Origin of the sequence: Shewanella electrica (genome assembly GCF_022321485.1) — a bacterium.
Taxonomy (GTDB): domain Bacteria; phylum Pseudomonadota; class Gammaproteobacteria; order Enterobacterales; family Shewanellaceae; genus Shewanella; species Shewanella electrica.
The window spans coordinates 1-249 of record NZ_JAKOGG010000583.1 but is presented as its reverse complement, the minus strand read 5'-3'; the positions used below and the strand labels follow the sequence as shown (position 1 = coordinate 249).

The following is a 249-nucleotide window of genomic DNA, read 5'->3' as shown; positions in this document are numbered from 1 at the left end:
CTTGTTGCCACCGGTCGGCCTCCCCGACGACGAGGCGACCCTCTTGACGAAATCGGCGAAGGCGTCGGCGTAATTCGGCCCGGTTTGCAGCCGCACCAGGTTCGTACGGTACGGTATCAGTATCGTCTTGAGCCCGAAGATGCACATGGAGCGGTAGATGGCGGCGGCGGCGATGCCGTCGCGGGCGGGGGTCTGGCGACTGCTCTGGAGGCAGCGGAGGAAGGCGAGGTCGGCGCGGAGGAGCTGGGC

1 protein-coding gene is annotated in these 249 nt (G+C 67.5%); it reads right to left on the bottom strand.

Annotation, left to right across the window (positions count from 1 at the left end; translation table 11 throughout):
• Positions 1 to 249: hypothetical protein (locus L9G74_RS24515; RefSeq protein WP_238898869.1), on the bottom strand; the 249-nt coding region annotated here is incomplete at both ends.